Source organism: Bailinhaonella thermotolerans (assembly GCF_003594875.1).
In the GTDB taxonomy this organism is placed as follows: domain Bacteria; phylum Actinomycetota; class Actinomycetes; order Streptosporangiales; family Streptosporangiaceae; genus Bailinhaonella; species Bailinhaonella thermotolerans.
This window is the reverse complement of the sequence record NZ_QZEY01000016.1, coordinates 40,186-64,603: the sequence shown is the minus strand read 5'-3', so window position 1 is coordinate 64,603 and position 24,418 is coordinate 40,186. Positions and strand designations below refer to the sequence as shown.

21 protein-coding genes are annotated in these 24,418 nt (G+C 73.5%); 12 read left to right on the top strand and 9 right to left on the bottom strand.

The genetic code is table 11. The features are described from left to right. Position 1: 1 nt before the first annotated feature. Entirely contained in the window at positions 2-1,216 is a 1,215-nt protein-coding gene (locus D5H75_RS30375; RefSeq protein WP_119930011.1) for a Cmx/CmrA family chloramphenicol efflux MFS transporter, read from the top strand. Between the two features lie 53 nt (positions 1,217-1,269). Here the strand turns inward: D5H75_RS30375 and D5H75_RS30370 are convergent, their stop codons facing one another. From D5H75_RS30370 to D5H75_RS30360, 3 genes are all read right to left on the bottom strand, one after another. Beyond that, positions 1,270-2,250 carry a lantibiotic dehydratase C-terminal domain-containing protein gene (locus D5H75_RS30370; protein ID WP_119930010.1) on the bottom strand — a complete coding sequence of 327 codons (981 nt, stop codon included), beginning with the start codon at positions 2,248-2,250 and terminating at the stop codon, positions 1,270-1,272. Beyond that, complete coding sequence (locus tag D5H75_RS30365) at positions 2,247-3,041, bottom strand: lantibiotic dehydratase C-terminal domain-containing protein (protein WP_119930009.1); 795 nt, start codon at positions 3,039-3,041, stop codon at positions 2,247-2,249. The genes D5H75_RS30370 and D5H75_RS30365 overlap by 4 nt, the downstream gene beginning before the upstream one ends. 395 nt (positions 3,042-3,436) lie before the next feature. After that, positions 3,437-4,339, bottom strand: a complete 903-nt coding sequence (locus D5H75_RS30360) for an aldose 1-epimerase family protein (RefSeq protein WP_119930008.1) — start codon at positions 4,337-4,339, stop codon at positions 3,437-3,439. Positions 4,340-4,443: 104 nt separating this feature from the next. On the opposite strand from D5H75_RS30360, the gene D5H75_RS30355 reads away from it, so the two are divergent. Next, entirely contained in the window at positions 4,444-4,803 is a 360-nt protein-coding gene (locus D5H75_RS30355; protein WP_119930007.1) for a DUF3140 domain-containing protein, read from the top strand. 180 nt (positions 4,804-4,983) lie between these two features. Here D5H75_RS30355 and D5H75_RS30350 read toward each other — a convergent pair whose 3' ends face one another. From D5H75_RS30350 to D5H75_RS30340, 3 genes are all read right to left on the bottom strand, one after another. Further along, positions 4,984-6,534, bottom strand: coding sequence for an alpha/beta hydrolase (locus D5H75_RS30350; RefSeq protein WP_147425315.1), 1,551 nt, complete (start codon positions 6,532-6,534; stop codon positions 4,984-4,986). An 84-nt stretch (positions 6,535-6,618) separates the two neighbouring features. Continuing rightward, positions 6,619-8,193, bottom strand: a complete 1,575-nt coding sequence (locus tag D5H75_RS30345) for an AMP-binding protein (protein ID WP_202638643.1) — start codon at positions 8,191-8,193, stop codon at positions 6,619-6,621. Positions 8,194-8,310: 117 nt separating this feature from the next. Next, positions 8,311-9,855 carry an FAD-dependent oxidoreductase gene (locus tag D5H75_RS30340; RefSeq protein WP_119930005.1) on the bottom strand — a complete coding sequence of 515 codons (1,545 nt, stop codon included), beginning with the start codon at positions 9,853-9,855 and terminating at the stop codon, positions 8,311-8,313. 232 nt (positions 9,856-10,087) lie between these two features. Here D5H75_RS30340 and D5H75_RS30335 point away from each other — a divergent pair, with 232 nt between their 5' ends. The 6 genes from D5H75_RS30335 to D5H75_RS30310 all read left to right on the top strand — a co-directional run bounded on the left by D5H75_RS30335 (position 10,088) and on the right by D5H75_RS30310 (position 16,841). Then, complete coding sequence (locus D5H75_RS30335) at positions 10,088-10,834, top strand: GntR family transcriptional regulator (protein ID WP_242454620.1); 747 nt, start codon at positions 10,088-10,090, stop codon at positions 10,832-10,834. 362 nt (positions 10,835-11,196) lie between these two features. Further along, on the top strand, positions 11,197-11,418 hold the full coding sequence (locus D5H75_RS30330; protein ID WP_119930004.1) for a hypothetical protein: 222 nt from the start codon (positions 11,197-11,199) through the stop codon (positions 11,416-11,418). A 346-nt stretch (positions 11,419-11,764) separates the two neighbouring features. After that, complete coding sequence (locus D5H75_RS30325) at positions 11,765-12,460, top strand: ANTAR domain-containing response regulator (RefSeq protein ID WP_119930003.1); 696 nt, start codon at positions 11,765-11,767, stop codon at positions 12,458-12,460. A gap of 113 nt (positions 12,461-12,573) precedes the next feature. Further along, a complete protein-coding gene (locus D5H75_RS30320; RefSeq protein WP_119930002.1) occupies positions 12,574-14,463 on the top strand; it encodes a SpoIIE family protein phosphatase in 1,890 nt (629 codons plus the stop codon). 417 nt (positions 14,464-14,880) lie between these two features. Beyond that, on the top strand, positions 14,881-16,134 hold the full coding sequence (locus D5H75_RS30315; protein ID WP_119930001.1) for a glycosyltransferase: 1,254 nt from the start codon (positions 14,881-14,883) through the stop codon (positions 16,132-16,134). Positions 16,135-16,136: 2 nt separating this feature from the next. Continuing rightward, positions 16,137-16,841 (top strand): DUF6328 family protein, encoded by a 705-nt coding sequence (locus D5H75_RS30310; protein ID WP_202638642.1) that lies wholly within the window; start codon positions 16,137-16,139, stop codon positions 16,839-16,841. On the opposite strand, the gene D5H75_RS30305 is transcribed toward D5H75_RS30310, so the two are convergent. Further along, positions 16,805-17,416, bottom strand: a complete 612-nt coding sequence (locus D5H75_RS30305) for an HAD family hydrolase (RefSeq protein WP_147425314.1) — start codon at positions 17,414-17,416, stop codon at positions 16,805-16,807. The genes D5H75_RS30310 and D5H75_RS30305 overlap by 37 nt on opposite strands. A gap of 48 nt (positions 17,417-17,464) precedes the next feature. Here D5H75_RS30305 and D5H75_RS44335 point away from each other — a divergent pair, with 48 nt between their 5' ends. Beyond that, positions 17,465-18,580, top strand: a complete 1,116-nt coding sequence (locus tag D5H75_RS44335; protein ID WP_202638641.1) for a phosphatase PAP2 family protein — start codon at positions 17,465-17,467, stop codon at positions 18,578-18,580. An 81-nt stretch (positions 18,581-18,661) separates the two neighbouring features. Here D5H75_RS44335 and D5H75_RS30295 read toward each other — a convergent pair whose 3' ends face one another. Beyond that, the gene (locus D5H75_RS30295; RefSeq protein ID WP_119929999.1) at positions 18,662-19,834 is read right to left on the bottom strand and encodes a cytochrome P450; all 1,173 of its coding nucleotides are present in this window, start codon (positions 19,832-19,834) and stop codon (positions 18,662-18,664) included. Positions 19,835-19,951: 117 nt separating this feature from the next. On the opposite strand from D5H75_RS30295, the gene D5H75_RS30290 reads away from it, so the two are divergent. The 3 genes from D5H75_RS30290 (at position 19,952) to D5H75_RS30280 (ending at position 22,857) form a co-directional block, all read left to right on the top strand. Further along, positions 19,952-20,926: a TIGR03557 family F420-dependent LLM class oxidoreductase gene (locus tag D5H75_RS30290; protein ID WP_119929998.1), complete on the top strand. Its 975-nt coding sequence runs from the start codon at positions 19,952-19,954 to the stop codon at positions 20,924-20,926. 117 nt (positions 20,927-21,043) lie between these two features. Further along, positions 21,044-22,213, top strand: coding sequence for a sensor histidine kinase (locus tag D5H75_RS30285; protein ID WP_242454619.1), 1,170 nt, complete (start codon positions 21,044-21,046; stop codon positions 22,211-22,213). Beyond that, positions 22,210-22,857 (top strand): response regulator, encoded by a 648-nt coding sequence (locus D5H75_RS30280; protein WP_119929997.1) that lies wholly within the window; start codon positions 22,210-22,212, stop codon positions 22,855-22,857. Before D5H75_RS30285 ends, D5H75_RS30280 begins: the two co-directional genes overlap by 4 nt. Before the next feature lie 106 nt (positions 22,858-22,963). Here the strand turns inward: D5H75_RS30280 and D5H75_RS30275 are convergent, their stop codons facing one another. Further along, entirely contained in the window at positions 22,964-24,223 is a 1,260-nt protein-coding gene (locus tag D5H75_RS30275) for an alpha/beta hydrolase family protein (RefSeq protein ID WP_119929996.1), read from the bottom strand. Between the last annotated feature and the right edge of the window lie 195 nt (positions 24,224-24,418).

Here is a 24,418-nt window from a genome sequence, read left to right as displayed (position 1 = left end):
CATGCCCCTGGCCGTCTACGTCCTGGGCCTGGCGATCTTCGCCCAGGGCACGTCCGAGCTCATGCTCGCCGGGCTGCTCCCGGAGATCGCCCGCGACCTGGGCGTGTCCATCCCCGGCGCGGGGCTGCTGATCTCGGCGTTCGCGCTCGGCATGCTCGTGGGGGCGCCCGTGCTCGCCGTGGTCACCGCGCGGCTGCCCCGCCGTACCTCCCTCGTGGCGTTCATCGCGGTCTTCGTGCTGACGCACGTCGTGGCCGCGCTGACCTCGTCGTACGGCGTGCTGTTCGCGACCCGGGTGGTGGGCGCGTTCGTGTACGCGGGGTTCTGGGCGATCGCGGCGATCACGGCGGTGGGCCTGGTGCCGGAGAACGCGCGCGGCAAGGCCATGAGCGTCGTGGCCGGGGGCCTCACCGTGGCCACCATCGTCGGCCTGCCGGCGGGCACCGTCATCGGGCAGCACCTCGGCTGGCGGGCGGCGTTCTGGGCGGTGGCGGCGCTGTCCACGCTGGCCATGGCCGGAGTGCTCGCCACCGTGCCGGGCGGGCGCCCCGGCGCGGCGTCCACGCCGCGCGTCCGGGACGAGGTGCGCGCGATGGCCGACCGCCGCCTCTGGCTCGCCTACGCCACCACCGCGGTGGCCACCGGGGCCGGCATCGTCACCTTCAGCTACCTGACCCCGCTGCTGACCGACGTCACCGGGCTGCCCGCCTCCTGGGTGCCCGCCGTGCTCGCGCTGTACGGCGTGGGCTCCCTCCTCGGCATCACCGCCGGCGGCCGTACGGCGGACGCCCGCCCCTTCCCCACGCTCTACGTCGGGGTCGCCGGGCTCCTGGCCGTCTCCGTGGCGCTCGCGTTCGCGGCGGGGACGCCCGTGGTCGCGGTGCCGCTGGTCTTCCTGCTCGGCGTGTTCGCCTTCGTGGTCAACCCCGCGCTCAACACGCGAGTGTTCACGCTCTCGGCCCAGGCCCCGACCCTCGGCGCGGCGGTCAACTTCTCGGCCTTCAACGTCGGCATCACCGCCGGTCCCTGGCTCGGCGGCCTCGCGATCGACGCCGGGGCCGGGTACACCGCCACCCCGTGGATCGGCGTGGCCCTCGGCCTGGTCGCCCTCGCCGCCGTCGCCCTCAGCGCCCGCGCGCGGACGCGGCCCCAGGCGGAAGCGGCCGGAGCGGCCGGGGCGGCGGAGCCGGTGGAGCCCGCGACGGCCGGGGCCTGAGAGCGGCCGGTAAGCCGGGGCCTGAGAGCGGCCGGTAGGCCGGGGTGCCCGGCCTACCGGCCGTACAGCTCCTCGACCGCGTTGGCGGTGAGATGGCACAGGCGGAACGTGTCGGCCGGGAGGAGGCCGAGCCGGGCGAACTGGAGATGGGTGAAGTTGAGAAGCGTCCGGTAGCGCAGGAAGTCCGGGCTCGCGGTCGCCTCGTCGTGATCGGGGTCGGCCGTCATCATCAGCCGGTTCAGCTCACTGAGCTGCGGGGACTCGGGTTCGTCGGCGACCGCGACCGCCACGGCCTTGCCCTTGGCCATCAGCTTGGCGGCGCGTTCGCCGTACCCGGTCATCAGGGCGGCCCACTCCCGCACGAACGGGAGGCGGTCGCCGCCCTCCAGGGACTGGATCACCCGGGAGACGCGCGAGGTCAGCTCGCCGCAGCGGGCGCGGTACTCCTCCTCGAACCGCGTCCGGGTCGTCTCGGGGTCCTCCGACCGCGCGCAGTACGCCTCGGCCAGCGTGCGGAAGGAGTCGAGGTTGCGGGTGATCGGGCCGCTGACGCCGTGGGAGACCGCGAGGATCAGGGCGAGCGCGAGGCCGTCCTTGGTGTCGAGGCCGTGGCGGACGTGGTCGAGCATGGCGAACAGCGGCTCCGTGGTGTCGCTGTAGAAGTCGGCGAGCAGGGCCTCGTCCGCCGGGTGGCGGCGCGCGGCGGGCTCGTAGACGATCGTGTTGTCCGGCTGCCAGTCCTCGCCGGCCTCCAGCCGTTCGAGCGAGGGGTGGTCCCGGAGGTACCCCCCGACCGTCTCCTCGATCGCGGGACGGACCAGCTCGTCCCAGGTCTCCTGGTCGCTGCGGATGTTCAGGCGCAGGTGCGGGCCCTCGCTCCAGTGCCGCAGCACGTGCGCGGCGTGGACGTCCCCGGCGACGCGGCGCATCACCGGCCGCACCGCGTCGAGCAGCAGGTCGTCCTTGTCGGGCTCGTAGTAGAACACCCGCGCGCTCCGCCATCCCGAGCGCGGGGCCGCGGTCCGCGGACTCATCGTGCCACCCCCCTCACCTCGCGGAGAGCCCGTACGGCGAACGCCGCCAGGCGGGGCTCGGCGGCGACGGGGACGCCGAGCCGGTTGTTCAGCAGGTGGGCGCAGCGCAGCAGGATCAGCGACACGGCGTGCCCCGCGGGGGACAGGGCCTGTGCGAGGAAGCTCAGCGGCGACTCGGGCACGGCGGGGGCGGGGTTCAGCTCCTCCAGCCGCTGCCGCAGCCCCAGGACCGAGGTGTACCAGCCCTCCAGCACGCCGCCGTCGGGGACCTTCCACAGCTCGCGGAGCCAGCGGGCCGGCTCGCCGGGACGCGGCGGGGGCAGGCGGAGCCCGCCGGGCGCCCGCCCGGGGTCGTACTCCAGCGCCGCGAGCGTCAGCGTCAGCGCGGCCAGCCCGGCGGCGGCCCGCCGGCCCGGGCCCAGGGAATGCGCGAGCACGTCCAGCGCGATCGTGCTCGACTCGGTGAAGTGCCGCTCGACCGCCTGGAGACAGGCGGCGTCGCCGTACAGCTCGGCCCGGTGGTTGACGAAGCGGAGGCGGTTCCCGGGCGCCGGATGGTCCTCGAAGTAGGCGACCGCGCGCTTCTCGACCAGGCGCCGCAGGCGCGCGCCGTCGGTGCGGGACCGCAGGCCGATCCGGAGGTGCTGGCCGCCCTCCCAGGCGCGGACGAAGAAGCAGCGGTCGAGCGCCGCCTCGACCGCCAGTGGGGCGACGACGTCCCGGATCAGGCCGTCGAGGCCGCCGGAGTGGTAGACGCAGGCGCTGATCCACGCTCCGCCCTCATCCGCCATCGGGCCATCCCCCCTCGTGAAGCGGGTTCTCGCGCCGGTGCCGGCTCTTCTCACGGGCACCCGCCCACCCGGGGCGTCCGGGAGGTAAGCGACGTCCGTGACGTACGCCCCAGACAACCCACTCCACCCAGCGTAATTCAGCGACCACAAAGAGTGGACTGTGGTGGGGAAGAGCGTCCGCAATCACCCGGGCCGGGATGCTTGCCAACCTTTGGTGGTATGGCCGGTTTCAGGGAAATCACCCCCTTATCCGGCTTTGTACGGCACGGCGAGGCGCGTGTTTCACGCACACGGAGAACACCGGGCCGGGCTCGCCCGCCGTACGAACCGGGCGGAGGGCGGAGGGCGGAGGGAAGGGCGGAGGGTGGAGGGAAGGGCGGAGGGTGGAGGGGCGGCTAGCGGATGCCCCAGGTGTGGGTGGTGGACTGGCTGGAGCCGAGGCTGATCAGCTCCTCGCCGCTCACGAAGGCGTTGGGCGGGCAGGTCATGGGCTCGATGCCGATGCCCTGGCGGCACAGGCGCGGGGAGAGGGTGTCGCCGGTGAAGACCTCGATGAACGGGAACGTCCCGTCCACCCAGAGCTCCACGCTGTGGCCCTCCTGGCCGGTGTACCGCACGGTCGCGCGGCCGTCCCCGTCCCGGTCCAGGTCGCCGAAGGCGTGGTCGATCCGCAGGCCCGCGAGGCTCTTCCCGCCGCGCAGGTCGTAGTCGGTGCCCTCGACGCTCTCCGTGCTGCGCGGGATGCCGCGGTCGTCGGTCAGCATGCGGGTGCTCCCGGGCACGGTCAGCTCGCACTCGTCCACCACCGCCTCCAGGTGGAGGTACGGGTGGGCGCCGTAGCCGAAGGGGGCCTGGCGGCTGCCGACGTTCTTGGCGCAGAGCTTGACGGTCAGGCCCTCGGCGGCGTCGAGGCTGTAGGTGAGGCGCAGGTCCAGGACGTGCGGGTATCCGGGCTGGGCCAGCAGCCGATGGGTCATCACGACCTCGTCGTCCCGGCGGCTCTCCAGCGTCCAGGCGTGCCAGCGGACGAGGCCGTGGATGGCGCAGTCGCGTTCGGGCTCGGTGATGTCGAGCTGGCGCTGCTCGCCCTGCCAGGCGTACTTCCCCCGGTCCACGCGGTTCGGCCACGGGCAGAGCGTCTGGCCCAGGGCGCCCTCGGGGAACTCGTCCTCCTCGTAGGCCAGGGTCAGCAGCCGGTCCCCGCGCCACAGCGCGCGCAGGCCCGCGCCCAGCTCGGTGACCACCGCCCGGTAGTCGCCGGCCCTGATCTCGTGCTGCTCACCCGTCACCGCTGCCATGACCCCTCGGTTACCCACTGCCCCAGCAGGTCAACCCGCGACTTTTGGGGGTAGGGGCCACGGTGCGGAGTGACTGCGGACAATCTGACGAAAGGACGCCAGGCATGACGACGACCCGAGGGAACCCCGAGGTGGAGGAGCTCTGGCGGGAGTTCCACGGCCTGGTCAACATGACCTCTCAGGAGCTCCAGGGCTGGCTGATGACCGCGTCCTCGGGCGAGGACGGCTTCACCGCCGACCCGGACCTGGGCATGCCCGAGCTGAGCCGGCACGTGGTGAGGCTGCTGGGCAAACGCAAGGTGGACCTCACGCGTGAGGACGTGGAGTGCATGGGCGAGGTGGTCTCCCGCATCCGCGAGGAGCTGGAGCGCCCCGGCGGCGGCGACCCGTCCGACGACGTCTCCCGGCACCGCCTGATGAGCCTCGGCCACGACCCGCTCAAGCCGGAGGGCGGCGTCATCTGAGGAACCCCGCGTGCGAGACCGCCGGCCCGGCCGGGGCGGCGGTCTCGTCCCGCGTGCCGTCGCCGCCGCGGCTCACCGGCTTCCGCGAGCCGATCGGGCCGGTTCCGCGGGCCTGTTAGCGGAGGCCGGTCTCGGAGGCCGGTTTCGGAGGCCGGTTTCGGAGGCCGGTTTCGCGGGCGGTCAGCGGGGGCCGGCGACCGCCGCGCTCACGGGCTTGGGCGGGGCCGGGGCCGGGCAGGTCACGTCGTCGGTCCCGCCGGGAGCCCGTTCCGGCAGCCTCCCGTGGACCAGGTACGCCGCGACGACCTTGCGCACGCACGGGTTCTCGCCCGTGGCGATCCCGTGGTCCCCGCCCGCCTCGGTCAGCAGCACCGCGTTCGGCAGCGTGGCCCGCATCGCCACCGCCCCCGGGTACGGCGTGGCCGGGTCGTGCCGCGACTGCACCAGCAGAACGCGCGCGTCGGAGCTGATCCGCATCGGGGTCAGCGAGCCCACCGGCCAGTACAGGCACGGCGCGTTCTCCCAGGCCCCGGCCCAGGCGAAGAACGGCGCGCGGCGGAACGTCTTCTGCGCGTTCGTCCGCCACGTCGGCACGTCCTCCGGCCAGGGCGCGTCCCGGCAGATGATCGACAGGTACGCCGCGGGGAAGTTGTCGTCGGTGCGCTGGGTGGCCCGGAAGTACGTCAGCAGCGGCTCGGCGTCCCCCCTGGCGTACGCCGACAGGATCCGCGCCTGGTCGGGCCAGAGGGTGCTGAGGTGGGTCCCGGCGTCGAAGAGCATGTCCAGCTCGCTGGGCCCGACGAGCCCTCCCGCGGGCTTGCGCGCGAGCCTGCCCCGGACGTCCTCCCAGACGCGGCGCAGCTCGGCCGGGGTGTCGCCGAGGCGGTAGACCTTGTGGTGCCGGGCGACCCAGGCCAGGAAGTCCGCGTGCCGGGCGTCGCTGACCGTGTCGTGGTCCAGCATCGCGCCGTACCAGACCCTGCCGGGGTCCACCACGCCGTCGAAGATCAGCCGGTCCACCCGGTCGGGGAACAGCGTCGCGTAGACCGCGCCCAGGTAGCTGCCCCAGGACGTGCCGAGATAGCTGATCTTGTCCTCGCCCAGGGCGGCGCGGATGGTGTCCATGTCCCGCGCGATCTCGATGGTGCCCATGTGCGTGAGCAGCGAGCCGTGCCTGCGCCCGCACGCCTGGGCGTACGTCCGCGCGCGGGTGTGCAGGGCGTCCTCGGTGCGGCTGTCCGGGGCGCGGAAGTCCGGCATCGGGTGCTTTTCGTACTGCCGGATGTCCATGCAGCTCAGGGCCGGGCGGCTGGCCCCCACGCCGCGCGGGTCGAAGCCGATCACGTCGTAGTGCTCGTGGGCCGACTCGACCAGGGACTCCCCGGCGACGGTGGTCGCGTAGGCGCGGCCCGGGGCGCCGGGGCCGCCGGGGTTGACCAGCAGCACGCCCTTGCGCTCCCCGGCCGCCCTGACCCGCATCACCGCGATCTTGATCTTCTGGGCGGGGTTGTTGTAGTCGAGCGGCGCCTCGACGTGGGCGCACTCCACGCGGGCGTCGGCGTCGGGGCGGTACTCCTCGCAGGGGGCCCAGCGCGGCGGCCGCACCGCCGGCTCCGGGGTGACGGGCGCCTGCGCGCGGAACTCCCCCGGCTCGCCGACGGACGCGCACGCGCCGGCGGCCGCCGCCACCGCCGCGCACAGCGCCGCACACCGTCCGAAACGCCCCAGCACCGTCCCCCCGATCCATGGCTTACGTTGTGCATTCCCCATGGTGAGGGGCGCACGCGCCCCCGCGGAGATCGATTGCCGTGGGCTTTACCGCAGCCGGGTCTGGGCCACCTTCCCGGTCGCGGTGCGCGGCAGCTCGTCCACGAACTCCACGTCGCGCGGGACCTTGTACCGGGCGAGGTTGGCCCGCACGTAGTCCTTCAGCTCCTCGGCCGTGAGCGCGCTGCCGGGACGGCGTACGACGAAGGCGGCCAGGCGCTCGCCGTACTCCTCGTCCCTGCGCCCGAGCACGGCCACGTCGGCGACGTCCTCGTGGCGGGCGAGCAGGTCCTCCACCTCGCGGGGGTACACGTTCTCGCCCCCGGAGACGATCATGTCGTCCTCGCGGGAGTCGATGAACAACCTCCCCTCGGCGTCGAAGTGGCCCAGGTCGCCGGTGCTCATCAGGCCGCGGACGACCTCCTTGGACCCGCCGCCGCTGTAGCCGGCGAAGTTCAGCCCGCCGCCGACGAAGACGCGCCCCACCTCGGGCGGCGGCAGTTCCCCGCCGTCCTCGTCCAGGATCCGCACGGTCGCGCCGTACGGCGGGCGCCCGACGGTGCCGGGGGCCGCGCGCATGTCGGCGGGGGTGGCGATCGCGCCCCAGCCGGTCTCGGTGGATCCGTAGATGTTGTAGACGATGTCGCCGAACTCGTCCATGAACGCGGCGGCCAGGTCGGGGCGGAGCGCGGACCCGCTGACCACGACGGCCGCCAGGCTCGACGTGTCCCCGCGCGCCTCGCCGCGGAGCAGCCGGTCCAGCATGATCGGTACGGCGATCAGCGCCCGGACGCGGTGGCGCTCGACGGCCTCGTAGACGGCCTCCGGGCGGAACCTCCGCAGCAGCACCATCGGGCAGCCGAGGGTCAGCGCGATCCCGAACCACATGAGCCCGAGCGCGTGGAACAGCGGCGGCGCGATCAGCATCGGGTCGCCCACCCGCAGCGGCGTCGTGGACAGCAGCGACACGAACGGCTTGGCCAGATGCGCGAGCGACAGGTCCCGGGGAGCGCCCTTCGGCGTGCCGGTCGTCCCCGAGGTGAGCAGGGTCATCCTCCCCGGCCGGGCCGGGGCGGGCGCGTCGCCGCCGGTGACCCGCAGCCCGGGGTCCATCGCGTCCGCGCCGGGCCCGGCGTACCCGGACTTCTCCAGCAGGGGCAGGAACTCCGCGTCCACGAGCGCCGCGTCGGCCCGCTCCCGCTCCAGCACCTCCCCGAGCTGGGGCGCGGAGAACCCGGTGTTCAGGAAGACCACGTCGCACCCCAGCCGCGCCCCGGCCACCGCCGCGATCACGAACCCCCGGTGGTTCCGGCACATCACGGCCACCCGCCGGCCCGGCCCGAGGCCGTACCGGCGGTGCAGCCCGGCGGCCAGCGCCCGTGAGTCGGCGTCCAGCTCCGCGAACGTGATCTCCCCGTCCTCGTCGATCACCGCGGCCCGGTCCGGCCACCGGATCGCCGCGAGCGCCGCCCCCGCCGCCGGCGACGCCTGGTACCGCCCCGCCGCCGCCAGCATCCGCACCGCCTGCCCCGGCCCCACGAACCCCACCATCCCGGTACGCACCAGGGTCCACAACGCCTCGACCACGAACGGCGGCCGAACACCATCAAACGGGGGGATCACACCAAACCACCTCCACGGCGCCTCCTTCCCCTTCCCTACCGGGCTTCAACCAACTCCACCGGGAGGGGCAGGTGAGGGGGTGTCCGGGACGTGGCGACGGGTTGGAGGGCGGCGGGGTCAGGAGGGGGGTGGGTCGGCTTCTGTGTTGAAGTGTTTGAGGGGTTTGTTGGCGGGGCCCTGGAGGACTTTGCCGTCCAGGTCGAAGCGGGAGCCGTGGCAGGGGCATTCCCAGGTGCGTTCGGCGTCGTTGAAGCGGACCACGCAGCCCAGGTGGGTGCAGACGGCGGAGACCACGTGGGCCTTTCCCGCCTCGTCGCGGTACACCGCGCAGCGTTCGCTGCCCACCCTCAGGACGGCGGCGGTGCCGGGGGCGATGTCTTCCAGGGTCTCGGCGCCGGGCGGGCAGAGGCGGTCGCCGATGAAGTGGCGGGCGACGGTGGCCTGGAGCTTGAGCATGGGCATGGCCTCGCGCAGGGGGTGGACCCTGGCGGGGTCGTAGAGCTTGGCCCAGGGCGGGGGTGAGCCGGTGATCAGGTCGCCCAGCAGGCGGCCGGCCATGACACCGCCGGACATGCCCCAGCCGCCGAAGCCGGTCGCGACGTACGCGTGGACGGCTCCCAGGTGGAGGCGGCCGACGAAGGGGAGGTTGTCCGTCGCCGAGTTGTCCTGCGCGGCCCAGCGGTAGGCGATGTCCAGGTCGTCGCCGAAGCGCACCCGGGTCCAGGCGGCCAGGCGCTCGTAGCGGCCGGTCACGCCGCCGGAACCGGGGAGGAACTGTTCACCCGTGACGATCAGCAGCCGCCGGCCGTCGCCGTACGGGGCGGTCCTGACCGAGCGGGTGGAGCCCTCGGGGGTGATGAACATGCCGCCGGGGTCCCGGTCGGCCGGGATGGGGGCGGCCACGACCAGTTCGCGCGACGGCTCAAGCCGGGCGAAGAGCAGCGCCCGGTCGAACACCGGGTAGTGGGTGGCGACCACGACGTCGGCGGCGGTGACGGTGTGACCGGAGGCGGTGCGCAGGCGGCACGGCTCGCCCTCGTCCAGCCGGAGCACCCGGGTGTTCTCGTAGATCGCCGCGCCCTCGTCCACCATGCGCCGGGCCAGCGCCAGGAGGTACTTGCGGGGATGGAACTGGGCCTGGTCCTCGACCCGCACGGCCCCTGCGACCGGGAACGGCAGCGGCGTCTCGGTGACGAACGACGCGTTCAGCCCGGCCCGGCTCGCCGCCTGCGCCTCCTCGCGCAGTTGCTCGACGCGCCCGGGCTCCTCGGCGTAGGTGTAGGCGGGCAGCCGTTCCAGGTCGCAGTCCACGCCCAGCTCGGCGGCGGTCCGCGCGACGTGCTCGACGGCCTCCTGCTGAGAGCGCGCGTACAGCTCCGCCGCGCGCACGCCCACGTTGCGGATCAGCCAGGCGTACTTCAGCGTGTGCAGCGCCGACAGCTTGGCCGTGGTGTTGCCGGTGACCCCGCCCGCGATCCGCGCGGCCTCCAGCACGACCACCCTGCGCCCGGCCCGCGTCAGCTCCCACGCCGCGCTCAGCCCGGCGATCCCGCCGCCCACGACCGCCACGTCGGCGTCCACGTCCCCGGTCAGCTCCGGGTACGGCGGGGCCTCGGCGGACTCGATCCAGTACGACCGCTCGGCGCCGGGAAGAGTCTCCATGACGCAGCCTTTCCCCATTCCCCGGAGGTATCACCTCAAGGCCCTGCGATATCGGACTATTCGGACCGGTGTCCCAGCGGCTTCCGCCCGTACCAGAAACAACGTGAAGATCTTCAAAAAGGGACGATCCACGTAAAGAACCACGGGACGCACGTGCGTTCCTATGCGATCGTTGTTGAGACAGGTCAGTTCTCTGAAGAAGCCGACATCCGGCAACAGAGGGTGATCAAGAGTGGCGGAACTGCCAGAGCGACCAGAAATCCCCATCTACCGACAGATCGCCGACCAGCTCCGGGCCGCGATCCTCGCCGGTGAGTTACGCGACGGCGACCGCCTGCCCGGCGAGAACACGCTCATGCGCGAGTACGGCATCGCCCGGGCCACCGCCCGGCAGGCCCTCGCGGTGCTCATCAACGAGGGGCTCGCGGTGGCACGCCGCGGTTCGGGGGTCTACGTGCGGCTGTTCCGCCCCATCCGAAGACACGGGTCCCAGCGCCTCACCCGGTGGCGCGAGGGAGAGGCGATCTGGGAGGCCGACACCCGCGGCCGGCCGTACGTCGTGGACGCGGTGCACGTCGAGCGCGCCGAGGCGCCGGCGGACGTGGCGGCCGTGCTCGGCTCCGGCCAGGTCTGGGTACGGCAGCGCCGCTACTCCGTCGAGGAGCGGCCGGTGCAGCTCGCCACCTCCTTCTACCCCGCCGCGCTGGCCGAGGGCACGCGCATCGCCGAGGCCGACAGCGGTCCCGGCGGGGTGTACGCCCGCCTGCGGGAGCTGGGCAAGGGCCCGTCCCACTTCACCGAGGAGATCCGCGGGCGCATGCCGATGCCGCCCGAGAGCCGCATGCTGGAGCTGCCCGCCGGCACCCCCGTGCTCGTCGTCACCCGCCTGGCCTACACCGCCGAGGGCGAGGCCGTGGAGTTCAACCAGATGATCATGGACGCGGCGGCCTACATCCTCCAGTACGACTTCGAAGCCTGAACCGCCCCCGGGCATGGCAGGCCATGGGCCGCCACGGCCTGCCCCGGCCTGCCACGATCTGCCCTGGCCTGTCCCGGCCTGCCACGACCTGCCCCGCCCTGCCACGATCTCCCATGGTCTGCCATGGTCTGCCATGGTCCGCCATGACCCGCCGGCGTCCGCCACGGCCTGCCCGGCCCCCTGTTCCGGAAAGCCGATCTGCGCGGATCTGGACGCGGTACGAGGACCTGTCCAACGCGTGCGTTGATTTGTCTAGAGAACTGTGGCGCAGTGAGTGAGGGAGGGACCGCCGGATCCAAAAGATCTCCGGCGTGACCGTGGGAGCGCCCGGGAGACCCTGGGACCGTGGGGAAAGGTACAGGATGTCTGTTGATCGGCATCTGGCCGAGATAGCCCGGGAATTTCCAGACTGGACGATCTGGCGCAGCGACGCGGGGCGGTGGTGGGCGACCCGTCACCGATCCCTCTCGCAGGCGGAGCGTGAGGCGGGCTGCGCCATGACCATCGACGCCGACGGCCCGGGCGAATTGCGGACCCGGCTTGAGGACCAGCAGCGGAGGTCGGCGCGGTTCCGGGGACGCTGAACCGCCTCCCGTGCCGGGGTTCGCCGGAATGGATTCCCGTTCCCCGGGTACTCCGTTGCTCGACCTGCCCGAGGGCCCCGTGGCCCGATCGGGAGAGGCACCGGGGACGACCCGGCAGGAGCAGGATCCGGCGCGCGAGGGTGCCGGGTCTCTGACGGGCCCGGGGCCGTCGGTGCGCCTGTCCGCCCGGCGGCCCCGCGGCTCCCCGTACGGCGCCGCCGGCGCCGTCCCGCCCCCGCGCGGGCACGCCCGCGGTATGTCGCTGAACTGGGGATTAGGGGCGAGTCGTGCCCCGGGGTTACGCTGGCTGCGTGTCCAATTGCCCCCGGTCCGGGGTGAGCGCGTCATGATCACAGATGAACTCGCCATCGAGATAGCCCGCCTGGCCAGCCTCAACGAGGCCTCCCAGACGGGCGCGCTGAACCGGATGACCGATCTCGCCGTCCGCACCGTCTCCGGGTGCCGGGGGGCGGCGGTGACGTTGTGGGCGGGTTCCGAGCCCGTCCTCGTCGCGACCAGCCACCCCGAGCTGGCCCGCATCGCCGAGAACCAGCACGCGACCGGCGAGGGCCCGGAGTTCGACGCGCTGAACCAGGGCGACCCCGTCCTGGCCGAGGACCTCATGCGTGAGGATCGCTGGCCCGCGTTCACCGTGGACGCCCTGCGCTGCGGCCTGCGCTGCCTGGCCACCGCCGCGCACCGCGAGGCGTCCGTGCTGCTGACCATCACCCTGTACGGCGTCCGCCCCCGAGTCCTCACGCCCGACCGGCTGCCGTTCGCGGCGCTGCTCGCGGCGCAGGGCGGCGCGGCCATGGTCAACGCGGGCCGTTACGACAGCGCGCAGCGCACCGCCAGCCAGCTCCAGGCGGCCGTGGAGACGCGGCCGATCGTGGACCAGGCCAAGGGCATCCTCATGCACGCCCTGGGATGCGACGAGGCCGCGGCGTTCGCCGAACTGCAACGGGTGTCGCAGACCCATCACATCAAGCTCACCGAGGTGGCGCGCCGGCTCGTGGAGGAGCACACTCGGGCAGAGCGCTAAGACTCCCCTGAACCTCCCAGATACCGGGAGGTCATATCATTATTTGCCACTTCGGTGCCATTCGGACAGCGACCACCCCTCGCAGCCTGCCTGGGACCCGCTTAGGAGGCCGCATGAGGGACAACCAGGACGAACGTGTGACCGCTCAGCAGCGGGACCGCGAGGTCCGGGCCCTCCTCGAACGCGTCGCCGCGCTTCGCCAGGCCGCCGGCCTGCCCGACGCGAACCCCGGCCTGCTCTTCGAGGCCGCGCTGGTCGAGCTGGAGCTGGCCGCCGCCAGCCTGGAGGAGACCGTCGAGGTCCGCCAGCGCGGCAGGGGCGGCGGGGAGCGCGGCTCGGGCGACGCCGAGCGCCGCCTGCTCCGCGCGGTCTTCCAGCACGTCCCGGCCCCGGTCGTCGTGCTGGAGCCCGACGGCACCGTCCGCCGCGTCAACAAGGACGCCGCCGACCTGCTCGGCACCGCCCAGGGGTACGCCACGGGCAAGCCGTTCCCGATCTTCCTGGACCTCGGCGCGCGGGCCGCGTTACGCACCCACCTGGCCGCCGCCCTGCGCAACAACGGGGTCCAGCACGCCCGGCTCCGCGTCCTCGGCGTCCCGGACGAGCTCCCCTTCACGTTCAGCCGGGTGGAGATCCCCGGCGAGACCGACCCGGTGATCGTGGCCGTCGCGGGCGTGCGGCCCGGCCGTACGGCGAGCACCGGGCACTCCGCGGAGCCGCAGGAGATCACCGACGTGATCCGGCGCATGGAGCTGCTCTCGACGCTGACCCGGCTGCTGTTCGAGAACGCGGTGGACAGCGAGTTCAACGAGGCCACCGGCCTGCTGCGATGCGCGCGCGTGCTCGCCGAGGACTTCGCGGACTGGGTGATCATCGACGTGGAGCGGCGGGGCGCGCTGCGGCGGCACGCGGTCGCCGGGCGGCTCGACGAGCGGCACGCAGAGGCCGCCGGGCTCGTCCAGGACCTCGACCCGCGCGCCGGGACGCTGCCGCTGCGGGTGTACGCCTCGGACGAGGCCCAGCTCATCCCGCACGTGGACGACGTGGACATCCTGGGCACCGCCGCGGACGGGCGCCCGGTCTCGGCGCTGCTCGGCGCGACCTCGGTGCTCAGCGCGCCGATCTCGGCCGAGGGCGACAGCCTGGGCGCGATCACGCTGGTGCGCTCGTCGGCGGCGTTCCAGCTCGCCGACCTGTGGCTGATGGAACGCGTCGCCGAGCAGCTCGCGCTGCTGATGAAGGCCGAGCGGATGTTCCAGCGGCGCACCGAGGTGGCCCAGGCCCTGCAGTCCAGCCTGCTGCCCAGCCGGCTCGGCGCCTTCCCCGGCGTGGAGTCCGCGGCGTGCTACCAGGCCAGCGCGCGCGGCCTGGACGTGGGCGGCGACTTCTACGACATGTTCCCGGTCGCCGACGAGGGGTTCGGCGCGGTGCTCGGCGACGTCTGCGGCAAGGGCGAGGTGGCCGCGGCCGTGACCGCCACCGCCCGCCACGCCGTACGCGTGCTGAGCCGCAGCCAGCCCAAGCCCGACCAGGTGCTCCACACGGTCAACGAGATCCTGCTCGCCGAGCACGACCGTTTCGTCACCACCATCCTGGTCAGCCTGACCTGGCGCGACCGCGTCCTGCACGCGAGCGTCGCCTCCGCCGGCCACCCGCCGGCGCTCGTCGTGCGGGCGGACGGCGTCGTACGGCGGCTGCGCGGCGGCGGGCTGGCGCTGGGGCTCTTCGACGACGCCGAGGCGGACGTGGAGGAGATCGAGCTGGAGCCCGGGGACACCCTCTTCCTGTACTCCGACGGCGTGCTCGACGCGTGCGTGGAGCTGGGGGACCGGTTCGGGCAGCAACGCCTGGTGGACCAGCTCGCGCGGCACGCCGACGCCCCGGTGGACGAGATGGTGCGGGCCGTGGAGTCGGCGGTGCTCGACTTCTGCCGGCACGACCTGCGCGACGACATCTCCATGCTCGCCCTCCGCGTCGTGGACCCCGACGAGGAAGGTCTGTAGGCCCCCGCGCCCGGCCCGCTCCCGGGGCGAGCGCAGCGCATATCACCACCGGCCTGGGCGTACCGACCGGCCGGTTGTGGGGGATGTCGGGTTACCCCCTGAATCGGCGCTGAATCGGTGGGCTTTTACAAACTTCTCCGGGAACGGGTTTGGCGAAGCTCGCGCCCGGCAATGTTCCTGAGCACCAGTGCCTACGACGCAGGCACACCTTCTTAGGCATGTGCGCATGCCTTGGCCCCGGAGGTGTGTCGTGCGGTCATCCGGCCTCATCGACGTAGCCCGCGACCCGTTCCGGGGCTGTGTCACTCGGCTTCTTCCCTCTTTGACGGACGAGGCCTCCCGTCCCCCCGCCACAGGCGAATACGTGGTGTCCCGTGCCCTGCGCGGAGTGGGTCGGGCCTTGGAGGAGGTACCCGGATGAAGATCGCCATGGTTTCCGTGCAGGCCAGCCCCCTTGCGGGCGCCGCGACGAGCGGTCAGAGCGTCGCCGTGGCCGGCCTGGCCCGCACCCTGGCCCGCATGGAGACCGGACCCCAGAACCCGCACAAGAACAAGGTCGTCGTCTACACCCGCCGCGACGACCCGGACCTGGCCGACAAGGTACGGCTGGCGCGCGGCGTCACCGTCGAGCACGTCCCCGCAGGTCCCCCCAAGGAGATCTCGGTCGAGAGCCAGCTCGACTACATCGCGGAGTTCGGCGAGTGGCTGCGCGCCCGCTGGGCCAAGGACCGGCCCGACGTCGTGCACGCCCACTACTGGCTGAGCGGCCTGGCCGCGCTGGCCGCCGCCCGCGACCTCGACATCCCCATCGTCATGACGTTCCACGCCCTCGGCCGGGTCAAGCGGCGCCACCGCGGCAAGGCTGACCAGGGCCCGCGCGTCGAGCTGGAGACCGCCGTCGCCCGCAGCGTGGACGGCGTGATCGCCAGCAGCAGCGACGAGACGTTCGAGCTGCTCCGCATGGGCGTGCGCCGCAAGGCGATGTCCGTCGTCCCGTTCGGCGTGGACACGGCGGCGTTCACCCCCGAAGGCAAGATCCTCGGCCGCCCGCCGAAGCGCCCCCGGCTGCTCTACCTGGGCCGTCTCGCCGAGGGCAAGGGCGTGGACAAGATCGTGAAGGCGATGTCCCGCGTGCCCGGCGCCGAGCTGCTGATCGCCGGCGGCCCGCCCGCCGACGAGCTGGACCTCGACCCGGACGTGGCGCGGCTGCGCGCCGTCGCCGCCCGGTTCGGCGTCTCCGACCGCGTGATCTTCCACGGCCGCGTCGAGCGCAAGGACGTCCCCGCGCTCATCCGCTCCGCCGACCTGGTGGTCAGCATGCCGGCGTACGAACCGTTCGGCATGGTGACGCTGGAGGCCATGGCCTGTGGCGTGCCCGTGGTCGTGTCCCCGGTCGGCGGCCACCTCGACATCGTCGTGGACGGCGTGACCGGCGTCTTCGTGCCGCAGGACCGCCCCGACCTGCTCGCCCGGCGGCTGCGCGCCCTGCTCGCCGAGCCCACCACCCGCAGCGCGCTCGGCATCGCCGGCACCGACCGCGCCCGGTCCCGGTACGCCTGGGAGCGCGTCGCCGTCGAGACCCTGCGGGCCTACCAGCGGGCGCTGGACGCGCGCCTGCCGGAGACCGAGCCCGAGGTCGAGGAGGACGAGCTGGAGGAGGCCGTCGAGTAACGATGATCGAGACTCCCCCCTCGACCCCCCGCGATCCCGCCAGCCGGGAGACCCCCAAGGAACGGGTGGACCGCGAGACCAGCGAGTTGCTGCAGGGCCTGCGCGTCGCCACCACCGGCGTGCAGGTGCTGTTCGCCTTCCTGCTGACCGTGCCGTTCTCCCAGGGGTTCCGCGGCGTGGACGACCTCGAACGCTGGACCCTCTACACCGCCCTGGTGGCGGCGGCGGTGGCGTCGGTGTGCTTCATCGCCCCCGCCGCCCAGCACCGGGTGCTGTTCCGCAGCGGCGCCAAGGAGCTGCTCCTCCGCCGCTCCAACCAGTTCGGCATCCTGGGCGCGGCCGCGCTCACCGTCGCCATCACCAGCGCCACGTTCTTCGTGGTCCGGGCCTTCCTGGACTCCTGGCTCCCGGCGGTGACCGCCGGGGCGGTGGCCGCGCTGGCGCTGTGGGCGTGGCTGATCCAGCCCCTCATCACGCTCTTCTCCCTGCCCAAGTCGGAGCGCTACCCCAGCGCCACCGCGGACCCGGCCGACGTCCCGGGTACGGCCGGCGCCAGGCCCTCTGGTACGGCTGACGCCGGGCAGGGCGCGGGCCGTACCGGATCGGGCGAGGGCGGCTCAGGCCGTACCGGGGCCGGGGAGGCGGGCTCGGGCCGTACGACCGAAGGAGATCAGGGCAGCAGTCCGGCCAGGGCCTCGCGGAGCTGAGCCGGCTCGGTGAAGCGGAGGCCGCGCATGCCCGTGGCCTCCGCTCCCGCGACGTTCTCGGGGCGGTCGTCGACGAAGACGACGTGGTCGGGGGGTACGCCCAGGGAGGCCGCCGCCGCGCGGTACGCCTCGGGGTCGGGCTTGTTGACCCCGAGCCGGGCGCTGAACAGGCGCGGGTCGAACGGCGACAGCCACTCGATCTGGTCGAGCACGTCGGCGAGCACGTGCGGGGCGTTGGACAGCAGCGCCACGGCGACGTCGGCGGCGACCAGCTCGCGCACGACGCGCAGCGTCTCCTCGTTGGGGTGCAGCCAGCTCCCGACGTCCAGCGCTACCAGCCGCTCGATCTCCACGCCCGTGGGCGCGGGCACTCCGACATGCCCGGCGACCTGCGCCCAGTAGCCCTCCGACGTGATCACCCCGGCGTCGTACTCGGCCCGGTGCCGCCAGTACTCCTCCCAGAAGGCCGCCTCGGCCGCCTCGCCCTCGGCGCCCAGCGCCGCGGCGAGCTTGCGCCTCTCGTCCTCGGGCTGGGGGTGGGAGATCACACATCCGTAGTCGAAGAGAACCCGCATGATCCACCATAGGCACATGACTCGCCCGACGCCGGGAACCGAACCGCCATGAGCTTGAGGAAACGGTTCAGCCGGCTCGACCACCGGATGTTCGACGCGGTGGCCGACGCGCACCTGCCCGGCTTCGACCTCGTCCTCCCCCGGCTCACCAGGGCCGCCGACAACTCGGCCCTGTGGGCGTACGTCGCCTGCGTCCTCGCGGCGACCGGCCGGCCCCGCCTCGCCACCGCCGCCACCCGCGGCCTGCTGGCCATCGCGATCTCCGGCCCCCTGGTCAACATCGCGGGCAAGCGGGCGTTCGGCCGCCGCCGTCCCGCCCTGGACGGCCTCCCCCCGGTGCGCATCCTCCATCGCATCCCCACCTCCCCCTCCTTCCCCTCGGGCCACTCCAGCTCGGCGACCGCCTTCGCCACCGCCGTGGCCATGGACGCCCCCTGGCAGGTCGCCCTCCCCATCGGCGTGACCGCCGCCGCCGTCTGCTTCTCCCGCGTCTACACCGGCGTCCACTACCCCCTCGACGTCCTGGCCGGCGCCACCATCGGCGCCCTGAGCGCCCTGGCCACCCGCCGCGTCCTCCCCACCCCCACCCCAAAGGCAGAACGCGAGCCCAGGGCGGAGCACAAGCCCAAAGCGGAGCCCGGCCCCACGGCGAAGCGCGAGCCCATGGCGGAGCGCGGCCCCATGGCGAAGCGCGCCCCCACGGCGAAGCGCGAGCCCATGGCGGAGCACGGCCCCATGGCGAAGCGCGGCCCCATGGCGAAGCGCGCCCCCACGGCGAAGCGCGAGCCCATGGCGGAGCACGGCCCCATGGCGGAGCACGGCTCAAGGGCAGAGCTCAAGCCCCGGGCAGAGCACGGGCCCGACGCCAGGCACGAGCCCGAGAGGGCAACACACGAGCCCGAGCCAGAGCGAGAGCCCAAGGCCGGACGGAAGCCCACTGCGGGGCGCGAGCCCGCTGCGGGGCGCGAGCCCGAGGAGGCGACACACGAGCCCAAGGCAGGGCGAGGGACCGAAACGGGGCGAGGGACCGGGGCGGGAGCCGGCCAGGGACGGGACGCGCGCCTCTCCCCTCGAACCCACCCCTCCCCCGACTCCACCCCCTCGGCAAGAGGCCCCTCCACCCCCGATTCGCCCGATTCCCCCGGCCTCGACCTCTCGCCGTGATCATGCAGTTTTGAACACACCGTGTGCTCAAAACTGCATGATCACCAAGACAAGAAGCCGGGAGAAGGCCGCTGGGCGGGGTCAGGTCAGGGTCAGGGGGGCGCGGCGGAGGCCGGTCACGACGTTGGAGCCGTTCCACTCCGGGGGGCCGGCGGGGGTGAGGTGGCGGTGGCGGGTGAGGAGTTCTTCCAGGAGGACGCGGATTTCCAGGCGGGCCAGGGCGGCTCCGAGGCAGAAGTGGGGGCCGTGGCCGAAGGCCAGGTGGGGGCGGTCGGCCCGGGTGACGTCGAAGGTGGCGGCGGTGGGGCCGAAGTGGGCCTCGTCGCGGTTGGCGGAGCCGTACAGCAGCATCAGGCGCTCGCCCTCGGCGATCTTCCGGGTGCCGACGGACGTGTCGCGGGTGGCGGTGCGCAGGAAGTGGACGACGGGGGTGGTCCAGCGGAGGATCTCCTCGACCGCGCGGAGCGGGGACGCGCCGTCCCTGAGGAGGCGCCACTGGGCGGGGTGCTCGGCGAGCGCCAGGAGGCCGCCCGCGACGCTGTGGCGGGTGGTCTCGTTGCCCGCGACCAGGAGCTGGATGAGGAACATCAGGAGTTCGACGTCGGTCAGGCGGTCGCCGTCCACCTCCAGACCGGCGAGCAGTGAGATCACGTCGTCGCCGGGGCGCTCGCGGCGGCGGCGGGCGGCGGCGAGGAGTTCGCGCACGGCGTCGTCGCGTGCGGCGGCCTGCTCCTCCTCGGGCAGCGCGGACGCCCCGGGTACGAACGCCTCCGACCAGGCCAGGTAGCGCCGCCACTCGTACCCGGGCAGGCCGAGGAGTTCGCAGATCACCTGCATCGGGAGCGGTGCCGCCAGCGCGTCCACGACGTCCACCGGCTCCCCGCTCGGCATCGCGTCGAGCAGTCCCGCCACGCGCCGCCGTACGGCGGGCTCCAGCCCCCGGGTGATCGCGGGGCGGAACGCGGGGGCGACCAGCGCGCGGTAGCGGGTGTGCGCGGGCGGGTCCGTGTGCATGATCGTCGGCGGCGCGGCGTGCCCGGCGGCCAGGTCCACGAGCAGGATGCCCCGGGCCGAGCAGAAGGTCGCGGGGTCGGACGAGATCGCGTGGACGTCGGAGTATCTGCTGACGGCCGTGAACCCCGGTTCCCCGTCCCAGGTCGCGAACGGCCGCTCCCGGCGCAGCCGGGCGTACGCCTCCCAGGGGTGCCCGTCCCGGAACCCCTCAGCGAGGAACCCCGGAGGCAGGCCGCTCACCGCTGGGCCCCCGGTTTGACCAGGTCGCATGAGGGCAGTGCCTCGCTCGGCGACATCCGCATACCGCCCATTTATCGCAAGCGCTTGCTTGGTTGGCAAGACCCGGAGGGGCCCATCGTGAGCGTCAAGTTCGGATATTTCCTGTCCAGCGAGGAGTTCAGCCCGCGTGAGCTGGTACGGCAGGCCAGGCTCGCCGAGGAGGCCGGCTTCGAGGCACTGTGGATCTCCGACCACTACCACCCGTGGACCGAGGAGCAGGGCGAGAGCGGCTTCGTCTGGGCCACCATCGGCGCGCTGTCCCAGGCCGTCGACCTCCCCATCACCACCGCCGTGACCTGCCCCCTCGTGCGCATCCACCCCGCGATCATCGCCCAGGCGGCCGCCACCTCCCAGGTGCTCGCCGAGGGCCGTTTCCGCCTCGGGGTCGGCACCGGCGAGGCCCTGAACGAGCACGTCACCGGCGCCCGCTGGCCCGGCGCGAGCGAGCGCCTGGAGATGCTGGAGGAGGCCGTCCTGATCATCAAGCGCCTCTTCACCGGCGAGCAGGTCACCCACCGGGGCACGCACTACCGCGTGGAGACCGCCCGGCTCTACACGATCCCCGACACCCCGCCGCCGATCTACATGTCGGCGTTCGGCCCCAAGTCGCTCAAGCTGGCCACGCGCATCGCCGACGGCTACATCAACATCTCCCCCGAGGCCGGCGTGATCGAGAAGTACCGGGAGGCGGGCGGCAAGGGCCCGGCGCTCGGCGGCACCAAGGTCTGCTGGGCCCCGGACGAGCAGACGGGCGCCGAGACGATCCGCCGCATCTGGCCGAACGAGCTGATCCCCGGCGAGGCGGGCCAGATCCTCCCCAATCCCCGCCAGTTCCAGCAGCTCTCGCAGCTCGTCACGGTGGACGAGGTGAGGAAGCAGCGCGCCTGCGGCCCGGACCCCCAGCGCCACTTCGAGGTCCTCAAGCAGTACGTCGACGCGGGGTACGACGAGGTCTACGTCAACCAGATCGGCCCCGACCAGGACGCGTTCTTCGACTTCTACGCCAAGGAGGTCCTCCCCGAACTGCGCCGGCACGCGGAATCCCGCCAGTAGCCGCCCCGGCCGCCCTCCCCGCCCGCTCTACGCCCCGCGCCCCGCGTCGAAAGCAGGGGGTGACCCAGGACGCCGGTCTGCTGAGGCGCCGACGGCGAGGCGCCTAGGGTGGATCCCGTGAAACGGGACAAACTGGTCGGTCTTGCGCGCTCGGCCACCCCTTGGGCCGTCGGGGCGGGCGTCTTCCTGCTGTCCTGGGCGGGGATCGAGGGCTTCATCGGGGTGCCGGTGGAGACGGGCTCGGCGATCGTGGTCACCGTGGCGGGACTCGCCGGCGTGGCCGCCGCGATGGCCCCCCGCCGCGTATGGCCGCTGTTCGCCGTCGCCGCCGTCGGCTGGATCTGGTTCGCCATGTGGCCCGCCGCGCTGCTGGCGTCGTACCACGCGGCGAGCCTGACCAGGCGCGGCCTCGCCGCCTATGTGGCCGGCGCCGTCGCGGCCATGGGCGCGGGCGTCGGCGTCGCCCTCGGGGTCGGCGGGAGCCGCGCGCTCAACACCGCGACCCCGGGGAACGCCGTGACGTTCGCGCTCCTCCTGGTCGGCCTGCCGCTGGCCGTCGGGCTGTGGCTCGGCGCGCGCCGAGCCGCCCTGGCCGCGCTCAGGGACCGGGCCGAGCGCCTGGAACGGGAGCAGGAGGCGCGAACCGAGCGGTCGCGCGCGGAGGAGCGGGCCAGGATCGCGCGCGAGATGCACGACGTGGTCGCCCACAAGATCTCGCTGCTGGTGCTGCACGCCGGGGCGCTGGAGGTCGCCGCGCCCGACCCGGCGACGGCGGACAAGGCGGCGCTGCTCGGCTCGATCGGGCGTGAGGCCCTGACGAACCTGCGGGAGGTCCTCGGCGTCCTGCGCTCGCCGTACCACGCGGCGGTGGCGGAGCTGGCCCCCCAGCCGGTGCTGGGGGACCTCGACCGCCTGCTGGGCCAGTCCCGTACGGCGGGCACGGCCGTGACCAGGCACGACGAGGGGGAGGCGCGCGAACTTCCGCCCCTGGTGCAGCGCACGGCCTACCGCGTCGTCCAGGAGGCGCTGACCAACGTCCACAAGCACGCGGGGAACGCCGACACGCGGGTGACCCTGCGCTACCTGCCCCGGAGCCTGGAGGTGTCGGTGGCGAACGACCCGGCGCGACGGCCGTCCCAGCCGCTGCCCGGCTCGGGCGCCGGCCTGGTGGGGCTGCGGGAACGCGTGGAACTGCTCGGCGGCGAGTTCGAGGCGTCCGCCCGCGGGGACGGCGGGTTCCTGGTCCGCGCCGTCATCCCGCTCGCCCCTGCCGAGGTGGCCGCGTGATCCGGGTCCTGGTCGTCGACGACGAGCTCCTCGTGCGGACCGGCCTGCGGACGATCCTGGAGGCGGCAGGCGACATCGCGGTGACCGGCGAGGCCGGGGACGGCGACGAGGCGGTGTCGGCAGCCACCCGGCTCCGCCCCCACGTCGTGCTCCTCGACGTGCGCATGCCCGGCAGGGACGGTCTCCGCGCCGCCACGGAGATCGCCCGGCTGCCGGACCCACCCAAGGTGATCATACTGACGACCTTCGACCTCGACGACTACGTCCACCGCGCGCTGCGCGCCGGGGCCGTCGGGTTCCTCCTCAAGGACACCCCGCCGCGCGAGATCGCCGCCGCCGTCCGGACCGTGGCCGCCGGGGACGCCATGCTGTCCCCCTCGGTCACCCGGCGCCTGATCGGGACCTTCGTGGAACGCCGTCCCGACCAGTCGGAGCAGGCCCGCGAACGCCTCGGCCTGCTCACCGAGCGCGAGCATGAGGTGATCGTGGCCGTGGGCAGGGGCCTGTCCAACGCCGAGATCGGCCGGGACCTGGCCATGTCCGAGGCGACCGTGAAGGGCCACGTCAGCCGGGTCCTGGCCAAGCTGGGCCTGGCCAACCGGGTCCAGGCCGCCATCCTGGTCCACCACGCGGGCCTCCTGTGAGCGCGGCCGTACGGCCCGCCGGGGTAGGCCCGCGTGCCGTACGACCAGGCGGGCGAAAGCCGTACGGCCCCGGGCGCGGGGCGCGGAGCCGTACGGCGGCGCGGGGTCAGGGCACGAGCTCGACGTCCGGGTGGCGGGGGGACGGCCGGTCGAACAGGGACTGGGGGCGGCCCCGGAGGTGCTGGTCGAAGAAGCCGCCGACGTAGGCCCGCTGCGTGCGCACGGACCGGTCCGGGTCCACCGTCCCGACGAAACCGGAGATCACCTTGTCCGGCATCCCGAACTCATCCCGGAGCTGGGGGAGGATCGACTGGTAGTCGGTGTACGAGGAGTGCTCTCCCGCGGCCATGTACACGTCGCGCCGCCAGCCGGTCGAGCGCTCCCAGAGCGCCTTCCAGTCCGGGGCGAACTTGTGCGTGTGCGGCTGCTGCCTGGCCGTCCCGGCGCCCATGAGCAGGAACGGCCGGTCCAGCCCGCGCTGGGCGACATCGCCGTAGACGCCGTCCGACAGGGCGTAGGCCAGGCTCCCGTCCAGGTTGACCCCGGCGTCGACGCGCTTGTCCGCCAGCATCGTCTCCCCCGCCGTGAACCCGCCCGCGGAGTGCCCGAACATCCCGACCCTGGTCAGGTCGAGCGCCCGTCCCAGTCCCGCGGGCAGCCGGCGGCCCCCGGCGTCGGGGTTGCGCCCCGCGGCCAGGTCACCCAGCCGGTCGAGCACGAACCGCACGTCCCCGACCCGCGCCGCGATCATCTTGCGGTCCCGCTCGACGGTGTCCCCGCCCCGGGGGATCGACTGCGCGGCGACCCGCCCGCCGGGGAACTCCACCGCCGACGCCTCGTAGGTGTGGTCCACCGTCACCACCACGTATCCCCGGCTGGCCAGGTCCTCCACCAGCATGGTCCCCAACTGGCGGCTGTTCCCGCCACCCGGCGAGTAGATCACCACCGGGCGCCGCGCCCCGCCGAGCACCGGGGCCCCCACCCGGGCGTGCGACCTGACGCCCGCGTAATCCACGCGTCCCGCGGGCACCCCCAGCCGCTCCGTGGTCAACTTGTCCAGATATCCCGCCGACGCCGCCGAGAGGTAGGGGGCGGCCCGCTCCCCGCCCGGCCGCGCCGGGTACCACACGCTGACCATCAGCTCCCGGTCCCGCCCCGCCACCCACGGGTCGGGCCTCCCCTGATCGACCAGGTGCATCTCGACCGTCCCCACGCGGTACGGCCCGCCGGGCGCCGGCAACTCCACCCGGAACCCCTCCTGCCGTTCCGTCGCGGCCGAGGCCCCGCCACCGGACGCGGCCACGCCGACCCCAGCCAGGCTCAGCGCCGCGGCGGCCTTCAACACAAGCGATCGACGTGCGAACACAGCGTCCTCCTCGAACCGTCACGTGACGGCCTGTCCGTCACACACCGACCGTAGGGACCCGGCCCATCAGCGCGAATCCCCCGATCGTCGCAAGCCCCCCGCCACTTTCGTAGCGACGCGCCCCCCGCGCCCGCTCCCTTCCACCCCGAAGCCACCCACGGCCCGAGCCACACCACCCCCAGGCTCCGCCGGGAG

What these genes read in the sequence shown, in the direction of transcription:
- D5H75_RS30375 (WP_119930011.1), top strand. Translation starts at nt 2, where the DNA reads ATGCCCCTGGCCGTCTACGTCCTGGGCCTGGCGATCTTCGCCCAGGGC.
- D5H75_RS30370 (WP_119930010.1), bottom strand. Translation starts at nt 2,250, where the DNA reads ATGAGTCCGCGGACCGCGGCCCCGCGCTCGGGATGGCGGAGCGCGCGG.
- D5H75_RS30365 (WP_119930009.1), bottom strand. Translation starts at nt 3,041, where the DNA reads ATGGCGGATGAGGGCGGAGCGTGGATCAGCGCCTGCGTCTACCACTCC.
- D5H75_RS30360 (WP_119930008.1), bottom strand. Translation starts at nt 4,339, where the DNA reads ATGGCAGCGGTGACGGGTGAGCAGCACGAGATCAGGGCCGGCGACTAC.
- D5H75_RS30355 (WP_119930007.1), top strand. Translation starts at nt 4,444, where the DNA reads ATGACGACGACCCGAGGGAACCCCGAGGTGGAGGAGCTCTGGCGGGAG.
- D5H75_RS30340 (WP_119930005.1), bottom strand. Translation starts at nt 9,855, where the DNA reads ATGGAGACTCTTCCCGGCGCCGAGCGGTCGTACTGGATCGAGTCCGCC.
- D5H75_RS30330 (WP_119930004.1), top strand. Translation starts at nt 11,197, where the DNA reads ATGTCTGTTGATCGGCATCTGGCCGAGATAGCCCGGGAATTTCCAGAC.
- D5H75_RS30325 (WP_119930003.1), top strand. Translation starts at nt 11,765, where the DNA reads ATGATCACAGATGAACTCGCCATCGAGATAGCCCGCCTGGCCAGCCTC.
- D5H75_RS30320 (WP_119930002.1), top strand. Translation starts at nt 12,574, where the DNA reads ATGAGGGACAACCAGGACGAACGTGTGACCGCTCAGCAGCGGGACCGC.
- D5H75_RS30315 (WP_119930001.1), top strand. Translation starts at nt 14,881, where the DNA reads ATGAAGATCGCCATGGTTTCCGTGCAGGCCAGCCCCCTTGCGGGCGCC.
- D5H75_RS30310 (WP_202638642.1), top strand. Translation starts at nt 16,137, where the DNA reads ATGATCGAGACTCCCCCCTCGACCCCCCGCGATCCCGCCAGCCGGGAG.
- D5H75_RS30305 (WP_147425314.1), bottom strand. Translation starts at nt 17,416, where the DNA reads ATGCGGGTTCTCTTCGACTACGGATGTGTGATCTCCCACCCCCAGCCC.
- D5H75_RS44335 (WP_202638641.1), top strand. Translation starts at nt 17,465, where the DNA reads ATGAGCTTGAGGAAACGGTTCAGCCGGCTCGACCACCGGATGTTCGAC.